General features: G+C 55.5%; 7 protein-coding genes. 1 reads left to right on the top strand and 6 read right to left on the bottom strand.

What is annotated here, in order from left to right; genetic code table 11:
• The 5 genes from ABF287_RS05460 to ABF287_RS05440 all read right to left on the bottom strand — a co-directional run.
• Positions 1–170, bottom strand: a 170-nt coding sequence (locus tag ABF287_RS05460; RefSeq protein ID WP_347184006.1) for an ATP-binding cassette domain-containing protein, incomplete at its 3' end; no start/stop codon positions are given.
• Positions 167–1,399 carry an urea ABC transporter permease subunit UrtC gene (gene urtC, locus ABF287_RS05455; protein WP_347184002.1) on the bottom strand — a complete coding sequence of 411 codons (1,233 nt, stop codon included), beginning with the start codon at positions 1,397–1,399 and terminating at the stop codon, positions 167–169. The genes ABF287_RS05460 and urtC, both read right to left, overlap by 4 nt.
• Positions 1,400–1,403: 4 nt before the next feature.
• Positions 1,404–3,323 carry an urea ABC transporter permease subunit UrtB gene (gene urtB, locus ABF287_RS05450; protein ID WP_347184005.1) on the bottom strand — a complete coding sequence of 640 codons (1,920 nt, stop codon included), beginning with the start codon at positions 3,321–3,323 and terminating at the stop codon, positions 1,404–1,406.
• Between the two features lie 107 nt (positions 3,324–3,430).
• Positions 3,431–4,663 (bottom strand): urea ABC transporter substrate-binding protein, encoded by a 1,233-nt coding sequence (gene urtA / locus ABF287_RS05445; RefSeq protein ID WP_347184004.1) that lies wholly within the window; start codon positions 4,661–4,663, stop codon positions 3,431–3,433.
• Between the two features lie 521 nt (positions 4,664–5,184).
• Positions 5,185–5,817, bottom strand: coding sequence for a nucleoside triphosphate hydrolase (locus ABF287_RS05440; RefSeq protein WP_347184003.1), 633 nt, complete (start codon positions 5,815–5,817; stop codon positions 5,185–5,187).
• Between the two features lie 179 nt (positions 5,818–5,996).
• Between ABF287_RS05440 and ABF287_RS05435 the strand changes: the two genes are divergently transcribed.
• Positions 5,997–6,725: a FadR/GntR family transcriptional regulator gene (locus tag ABF287_RS05435; protein WP_347184001.1), complete on the top strand. Its 729-nt coding sequence runs from the start codon at positions 5,997–5,999 to the stop codon at positions 6,723–6,725.
• Between the two features lies 1 nt (position 6,726).
• Here ABF287_RS05435 and ABF287_RS05430 read toward each other — a convergent pair.
• The coding region (locus ABF287_RS05430) for an FtsX-like permease family protein (RefSeq protein WP_347184000.1) at positions 6,727–8,771 on the bottom strand (2,045 nt) is incomplete at its 5' end.

The raw sequence follows: 8,771 nt of genomic DNA, 5'->3' as shown, positions 1-8,771 counted from the left end.
TCGGGTTTTGTCTTGCCTGTGACGATGTCCATAAAGGTGGTTTTCCCCGCCCCGTTCGGTCCGATGATGGCACGCATCTCGGCCGGACCGATGGAAAATGACAGATTGTTGATAGCCTTAAACCCATCAAAAGAAACGGAAATACCTGAAACTTCTAAAAGCTGGCTCATTTCTCAGCCTCCTCTTCGCGCAAAGATCCTGCATCCGGTCCAAGCGGCGCGCCTTTGCGGTTGGGCGACAGGCGCCCTGTAAATTTATCAACCAAGCCACCGATGCCTTTGGGCGCAAACAGCGTCACAAAAACAAAGGACAGACCCAGCAGAACTTGCCACCAATCGACCCATTTGATCTCGTAGAACCCAAGGTTGATGTTGGGCGCTTGCCCACCGGTGAACCACGTGGACACAAGCGAGACCACAACAGCGCCGATCACAGCGCCGTAAATGCGCCCGCGTCCGCCAATGGCCACCCAAACGGCCAGATAGATCGACGCAATCGGCGCGATTTCGGCGGGGTTGATGATGCCCGCTTGCGGGTAATACAGCGCCCCACCAATGGCAGCCATGATCGCAGTCAGCACGAAAACGAACAGTTTGTAGCCCTCAACAGAGTAGCCCAAGAAACGCACCCGCGCCTCGTCATCGCGGATACCACGAATGACGGAGCCGAACTTGCCAGAGACCACAAAGGATGTCGCAATGTATGTCAGCGCCAAGGCCAAGGCAGAGGCCCAAAGGAACCAAATCGACATCAAGCTTTGCGGAATGTCATCCGCCCCGGGCAGGTTTTGCAGGCCAGACAGACCGTTGTTGCCGCGCAAGCCGCTGTCGTTTTGGAACAGGTACAAAGACAGCGCGAGAGTCATGGCTTGGGTCAAGATCGACAGGTAGACCCCTGTGACACGAGACCGAAACGCCAGCCAGCCAAAGACCAAGGCGACAAGACCGGGCACCAAGACGACCATCATTAGCTGCAAGACCAAGCTGTCCGCGAACATCCAGATCATAGGGAACTCGGACGATCCGACCACGCCAAAGATTTGCGTGCCGATGGCGTCTGAAATCTCGGACGCCGTGGCTGGGATCGGCGATGAGGCCAAGGAATTCACCACAATGATTTCGGTGCGCGCATACATCAGCCACATGCCGATCATATAGCCACCGACGCCGAAAAAGGCGAAGTGACCGAGCGACAGAATGCCTGTGTAACCCCAGACCAAATCCATCGCGATGGCGACCAAGGCCAAGCAAAGCGTTTTGCCTAAGGTCTTGACGAAGGACGTCGAGATCAATCCTGAGCCATAAGCTTCGGACATCAAGGTCACGCCCAAGGTGAACAGAGCCAGCAGGCCGAGGAACACCAAAATTGACGGATTTTTCATAAAGAATGAGTTTTTCATGTGATCAATCCCCCGCCGCGCGACCTTTGAGGGCGATGATGCCCTTGGGTCGGAACTGGATGAAAATAATGATAAAGACGATCATGTAGGTCTGCGCCGCCAATGTGTTGGACGGATTCAGCCATTCGATGCCTTTTTGCAAGAAACCGATTCCAAGCGCGCCCAAAAGCGTGCCCCAGATATTGCCGACACCGCCGACAACCACAGTCATAAACGATTGCACGATGTAATCCGCACCCATCTCTGAGGTCACTTTGGCGTAAAGGCCAATGGCGACACCAGCGATGCCCGCGATGCCAGAGCCCAAGCCAAATGTCAGCATATTCACGCGGTCTGGATTGATGCCCATGCTTGCCGCCATACGCGGATTTTGCGTCACGGCGCGGGTCTCAAGACCCAAGCGCGTCTTTTTCATGATGAACAAGAATACGGCGAGGAACACACCCGCGAGCACAAAGATCGCGATGCGAATATATGAGATCGCCAGCACATCGTTGAACACCAAAGCGCCATCGAGCCAAGCCGGAGAGGTCAGTGGACGGGCCTGCGTGCCAAAGATGTTTTTGGCGATTTGTTGCAAGGCAATCGCCACCCCGAAAGAGGCCAAAAGCGTCTCAAGCGGGCGGTTGTAAAGCCAGCGAATGATCAAGCGTTCCATCGCCACACCAGCGGCGAAGGTCACCATAAAGGCGGCAGGAATAGCGACGATGATGGACACGGTGTAATCAGGAATGATCTGCTGCACCACATAGCCAGTGTAGGCGCCCATCATGATGAATTCACCATGCGCCATGTTGATCACGCCCATCACGCCGAAGGTGATGGCCAGACCAATCGCGGCCAGAAAATAGATCGACGCCAAGGACAACCCGTCAAGGGCAAGGTCCATGGTTTGGTTCAGGCCGACAGCGCGATCAATGGTCTTGATCGTTTTGGTCGCGGCATCCGTCACAGCCTTGGATGGCTCTGCGTAAACCTCGACAAAGGCGGTGGATTTCACCGCCTCTTCGATGGAATAATTCGCATCCCAAGCAGGCACTTTGCCGTCAGCCACAAGCGCCATATAGGCGCGGTCGCGGGCCTCTTGCGTGTCCAAATCAGCCACAGCAACACCGCCAACTTGGCCATCAGTGATGTTGGCCAACAGCGCGTCTTTTCTTTCATCTACAGTGGGTTGCGCAGGGATGAGACCAGCATCAACGATCATTGCGAGCGCGTCTTCAAACGGCAAAGCGTCAGAGCCTGCGATGACCCTGTCTTTGATATTTGCGTCATCAGGCAGCGCGTCTTTGAGCGCAATTTTTGTGGTCAATACTGGGTTCAAAGCGGCGCGGGCGTCCAATGACAGCGCGCCGTTGAAGCCTTGGATCGCCGCAACGCGGGCTGCGTCATCTGTATCATATGAAATGGTCAACAGGCGCTCGGTCACTTCTTTGAGCGCTTTGATGTCAGGGTCAGACTCGCCCGCGATAGAGGCACGCAATGGGGCCAAATGCGAGGCCTCGCCGTCGCGTTGAATGGCCAAAATCGCCTCGGATCTGCGCACAGGGTCAGGGTCGTTCAATTGGAACTGCACAAGTGCTGCGCCGATCATCGCGCGAATGCCGGAATTGGGTTTGAGCTGTTTGAGATCGGACTTGGCAGCCTCCCCAAGGGCGGCACCGTCTTGGAAATCAAACAAGGAATAAGTTTTGGAATCTACTTCCTCAGCGTAGAAAAACAGCCCGTCTTCTTTGCGCTGCCACATCTCTTTGGATTGCCATTTTTGCAAAACGGTTTGCGCCGAGGGCAGACCAGAATTGGCAATGGCGTCAATCGCGGGGGCAATGGTTTTACGGGAGGATTTTTCGATCACGGCGCGGTGCTCTTGCAGCACCTCTTGGATCGTATCTTGGGCCATCGACGGGGCGGCAAAGGCAGCCATCAGGATGAAAGCGGCAGTCAGAAAGCGGACCATGGGGATCTTCTTTTATTCTAAGGAAAAGGGCGGCAAAAGCGCCGCCCTTTGAAGTCGTATGGGCCAGCTGAGGCTTAGTAGTTAGATTTCAGCTGAACACATGTTTCTGTTTCGGTGTTGTACATGCCACAGCCGAGGTCTTTCCAATCGGACATAAGAACCGCAGATTCTGGCAAGAAGTCAGTCCATGCATCGCCTGGAACTTCTGTGGTTTGTGAGATGATGTCGAATTGACCGTCAGCTTGGATTTCGCCGATGAGAACAGGTTTCGCGAGGTGGTGGTTTGCACCCATCACCGCTGTGCCGCCTGTCAAGTTCGGGTACTCTTGGCCGTACATCGCTGTGCGCACTGCATCAACGTCAGTTGTGCCTGCCGCAGTTGCCGCGTTCACCCACATGTTGAAGCCGATGAAGTGAGCTTCCATTGGGTCGTTTGTCACGCGCTCTTCGCCCATTTTGGCTTTCCATGCCGCGATGAATTCATCGTTAAGCTCGGATTCAGCTGATTGGAAGTAGTTCCAAGCCGCCAAGTGACCAACAAGGTTAGATGTGTCCAAGCCGGAAAGCTCTTCTTCACCCACAGAGAAGGCAACAACAGGGATGTCGTCAGCGGATACGCCGGCAGCAGCCAATTCTTTGTAGAAGCCGATGTTTGCGTCGCCGTTGATTGTGGAAATCACGCCAACTTTTTTGCCGTCAGCACCAAGTGCCACAACGTCTGCTACGATTTTGGACCAGTCAGAGTGACCGAATGGTGTGTAGTTTACAAAGATGTCTTCCGCAGCAATGCCTTTACCTTCGAGGTAGCTCTCGAGGATGTTGTTGGTTGTGCGTGGGTAAACATAGTCAGTGCCGAGCAATGCGAATTTCTCAACACCAAGTTCGTCGAGGAAGTAATCTGTCGCTGGGATAGCTTGTTGGTTCGGAGCCGCACCTGTGTAGAACACGTTCTTAGAGGACTCTTCGCCTTCGTATTGAACTGGGTAGAACAGCAAGCCGTTCAATTCTTCGATCACAGGCAAAACAGATTTGCGTGACACAGATGTCCAGTTGCCGAAGATCACGTCAACGTCGTGTACTGTCAAAAGCTCGCGTGCTTTTTCAGCGAACAATGGCCAATCGGATGCAGGGTCAACAACAACCGCTTCCAGTTTACAGCCCAACAGACCGCCTTTTTCGTTTTGCTCGTCAACGAGCATCAACATAGCGTCTTTCAGTGTGGTTTCAGAAATCGCCATTGAACCAGACAAAGAGTGCAAAACGCCCACTTTCGTGGTGCAGTCTTCCGCCATGGCGGCTGTTGTCATAGCAGTTGTGGCGATGAGGGCAGAGGCCAAAGTGGCTTTAAGTTTGGTGGTCACGATCGATCATCCTTTTTGGACGCAGTGGGCAAGCAGTTTCACCTCGCGCAATGCGAGTGCCATGGAGGTCTTCCATTTTTGGCTTGAAACGCGTACATTCCCCTAGCAGCGTTAATCAGTTGCATTCGTGTGGTGGTGGCGACCTGCAAGTCTGGCCATCATCACACATTCCCCACAAACCTCATGACAATGATGTTTTCACTGTCCTTCGATTTGCTGTAAACACTTTGCAGCCCTGAAAATATTTGAACACGCTTTGCTGGGTGATCTGGGCAATTACGGCGCGCCTTCGGGGATTTTGCACATTTATTAATCACAGGGATGGCCTGTGATGTATAATTAATCGAAAACCAAAGGCCGCACGCCTAGTTCGGTCTCATCTGCTCAGAAAATGCACAGCCAAAGCGCCAAGCGATTCCATCGCGCAGCCCCCTCACACTACGGCACAGCTTCAGCCATTTGGCCTGTTAAGGCCGCGCTGCGATGTCCTCACTGGTCAGCACTACATCTGCGTTCAAGGCGTGATCCAATATGCGCCGCGCATTGGCTAGGTCATTGCCCTCGGCTTTTTGCACGGCGGCCTCTGCGTCATATCCATTGTCGAGCCACCTTTGCACAAGCCGCGCCCGCAGCACATCAAAGGGCACATCCAATCGCACAGACAGCGACCAAAGATCCGCAAGCGGTGACCACGCAGGATCATCAAACAACAGGTAATTGCCCTCGACGACGATCACATCAGCATCTGCGGGCACAATGCGCGCGCCGGCAATGGCGATGTCGCGGGCGCGATCAAATGTCGGGATCACCACATCTTGGCGCTGCGTCAGCGCATCAATCATGCGCGCAAAACCCGCAGCATCAAAGGTCTCAGGCGCCCCTTTGCGATGCAACATGCCGCGCGCCTGCAAAATGGCGTTGTCCAAATGAAACCCATCCATCGGCACCACACTGACAGATTGCCCCGCCGCCCGCAGAGCATCAGCCAATTGATCGGCCAGCGTGGATTTCCCACTGCCCGGCGCACCGGCGATGGCCACCAAGTGACGGGTTTGCGCGTGACGCGACAAGTCCGCAATCTGCTTTAACAGTGAGCGCATATTCATCCCTGATCACCTTTTGTTATTGTTTGGATGTGAACGCCGTCGAAGAATACACTCTGGGCGGCAACTATAGCCACCTTATCGCGCGTATCATGCGTCGCAAACCCAATCTAGATTGCAGATTGTAACGTTTTCGCGCAGTAAGGGCGTCACTACTTACAACGGAAACAGTGAATATGAGTATCCTTAAGGCTGCTATCTCCGGCACCCCACGCCGAAACAATCACGCACATGTCGTGAATGAACTTGGGCGCGCGATTGTCAGTGGCACCTATAAGACAGGGGAAAACCTGCCCAAGGATGCAGAACTTGAAAACCGTTTCAACGTCTCACGCACTGTCCTCAGAGAGGCTATGAAGACGCTCGGTGCAAAAGGCCTTATTGTTGCCCGCGCACGTGTCGGCACCCGCGTCACCGATCAAAGCGATTGGAACTTCTTCGACAAGGACGTCTTGACGTGGCACATGGACGCTGGATTTGACCAAAACTTCTTCGCGCATTTGACCGACATTCGTCTGTCACTGGAACCCTTTGCTGCCAAACTTGCCGCCGCCTGTATCTTGCCAAAAGACGCGCGCCAGCTCATGCAGCTGTGCGACGACATGGAACAGGCCGCCGACAACGAAGCCTTCGCCCTTGCTGACCTGCAATTTCACCAAATCCTGCTGCGCGCCTCTGGCAATCCGTTCATGTTTTCCATCGGCAACATTATCGAAGCGGCGCTGGCCAATGCCTTTACACTCTCAGGCCCAACCGCCAGTCCCGCAGCACAAGCCAAAACCGTAGACCTGCACCGTCAGATCGCCACGGCTGTGACGCAAGGCGATGGCGAGGCCGCACAAGCCGCCATGCAAAACGCCATCGCGATCGGGCGCGACCGTGTGCTCAACTCGGTCACGCCTTAACTCAGTCTTGTGATCGCAAGACCCCAGCGGGGCGCGCTTGCATGGCCCGCCACGAGAACCAAAGCGATGTGCACAGGGTCAGCGCAATGCCCCCCAAAACAATCACAAGGGACGCGCGCCATTCAAATGCAAACGATGCTTTCATGACGAAATGCGTCACGGCCCAGCCAGCCACTCCGCCTGCCAAAACGGCGACACTGCCCGCAGCAAGCCCCATGTAAAGCGAGCGCAGCGCAAAGCTCCACAAGACACGCAATCGCGTTGCCCCGAGCGTTTTCAAAATTGCGGCCTCATACCGGCGTTTTTCTTCGCCCGCTGCCGCAGCACCGATCAACACAACCGCCCCCGTGATCAAGGTCGCAAGCGCCCCCAAAGTGGTCGCAGCCGCAATGCTGGTCATGATCGACACCACGCGATCAATGGCGTCGCGCACGCGAATGGTGGTGATGTTCGGATAGGCCTTTGCCAAGGCGCGAATAAGCGGCGCTTCAGTGGCTTGCTCGGCGTAAATCGTGGCAATGTAGCTGTGGGGCGCGCCTTCGATGGCGGCGGGGTTCATCGACAACACAAACCCCATGCCTGCGCCCGAAAAATCAACCTCGCGGAAGGATGTGATGCGGCTGGTGATGTCGCGCCCCAAGACGTTCAGCGTCAATGTATCGCCCAGTTTCAGCCCAATCTCTTCGGCTTCTTCATCGGCGAAACTGATCTGCGGTTCACCGGCATAATCTTCCGGCCACCACGCCCCTTCGGTGATGCGCGCATTGTCAGGTTTGGTCGCAGAATAGGTCACGCCGCGATCGCCTTGGATCACCCAGTGATTGCCCGCAACCTCTTGCGCATCGCGGCCGTTGATCTTGGTGATGATGCCACGCAACATCGGCGCGGATTCAAATTTGCGCACCCCTTCGGTGCTCTGCACCTGTTCTGTGAGACCCACGATCTGGTCCTTCTGGATATCGACGACAAAATAGGACGGCGCCACTTCGGGCAGCTCAGTGGCAATCGCGCCGCGCAAATTCGTATCGATTTGGCCGACGGCGGACAAAACGGTCAGCCCAAGCCCCAATGACAGCACCACAGACAGCGTTTCGCCGCTTGGCCCACCAACAGATCCAAGCGCCAAACGCAAAGCAGGGCGCCCATTGGTAAAGCGGCGTTTCGACAGCCATTTGGCTATCGTGCGCGCAAGGGCCGCGCTGAGCACCAACAAGGCAAACGCCCCCGCAAGGCCCGTAAAGGACCACAAGACCAAAGTCTGGCTATCGGTGAAGACAACGGCGCAGGACACCAACACTGCGACCATCGCCAAAATGGCGCACAAATACGGCCAACGCGGCACGCCTTTAAGACCCAATTGAGAGTCGCGGTACAGCGCAGCAGGTCGAATCTTCTCAGTACGCGCCAAAGGCCATGTGACAAATATCGCAGCCGCCAAAGCGCCATATACGGCCGCTTCAAACAACGACTGCGGATAAATCCCCATCTCAACGGGAACGGGCAGCATGGACTCGATGATCGGCGACACAAGCACGGGCACAGCCGCGCCCAGTAGCAGCCCAAGCACAATGGATACACTGGTCAACACGCCAATTTGCAGCGCATAGATCATGAAAATCGTGGCACGATCTGCGCCCAGCGTTTTGAGCGTCGCCACCACCGTGGTTTTGCGGTCAAGATAGGCCCCAACAGCCGCCGACACGCCGACACCGCCGACGGCAAGCCCCGCAAGCCCGACCAGGACCAAGAACGACCCAAGGCGTTCAACAAAGCGCGACACGCCCGGCGCGCCCTCACGGGAATCGCGCCAACGAAACGCAGAATCGGGCAAAGCTTCGGTGGTTTGGATCTTAGCTGCCTCTAGGTCCGTGCCTTCGGGCAATTTCAGGCGATAAGCCGTTTCAAACAATGTGCCGGGTGTCAGCAAGTTTGACCCCGCAAGCGCCGAGGTGCGCACAATGGAGCGCGGCCCAAGCGAAAACCCAGCCGAGGCATTGTCAGGTTCATTCGTGAGTTCGGCCATCAGCACAAATGGCACGCCGCCGA

Origin of the sequence: Pacificibacter sp. (genome assembly GCF_039769035.1) — a bacterium.
Lineage (GTDB): Bacteria > Pseudomonadota > Alphaproteobacteria > Rhodobacterales > Rhodobacteraceae > Celeribacter.
This window is presented reverse-complemented; position numbering and strand designations above follow the sequence as displayed.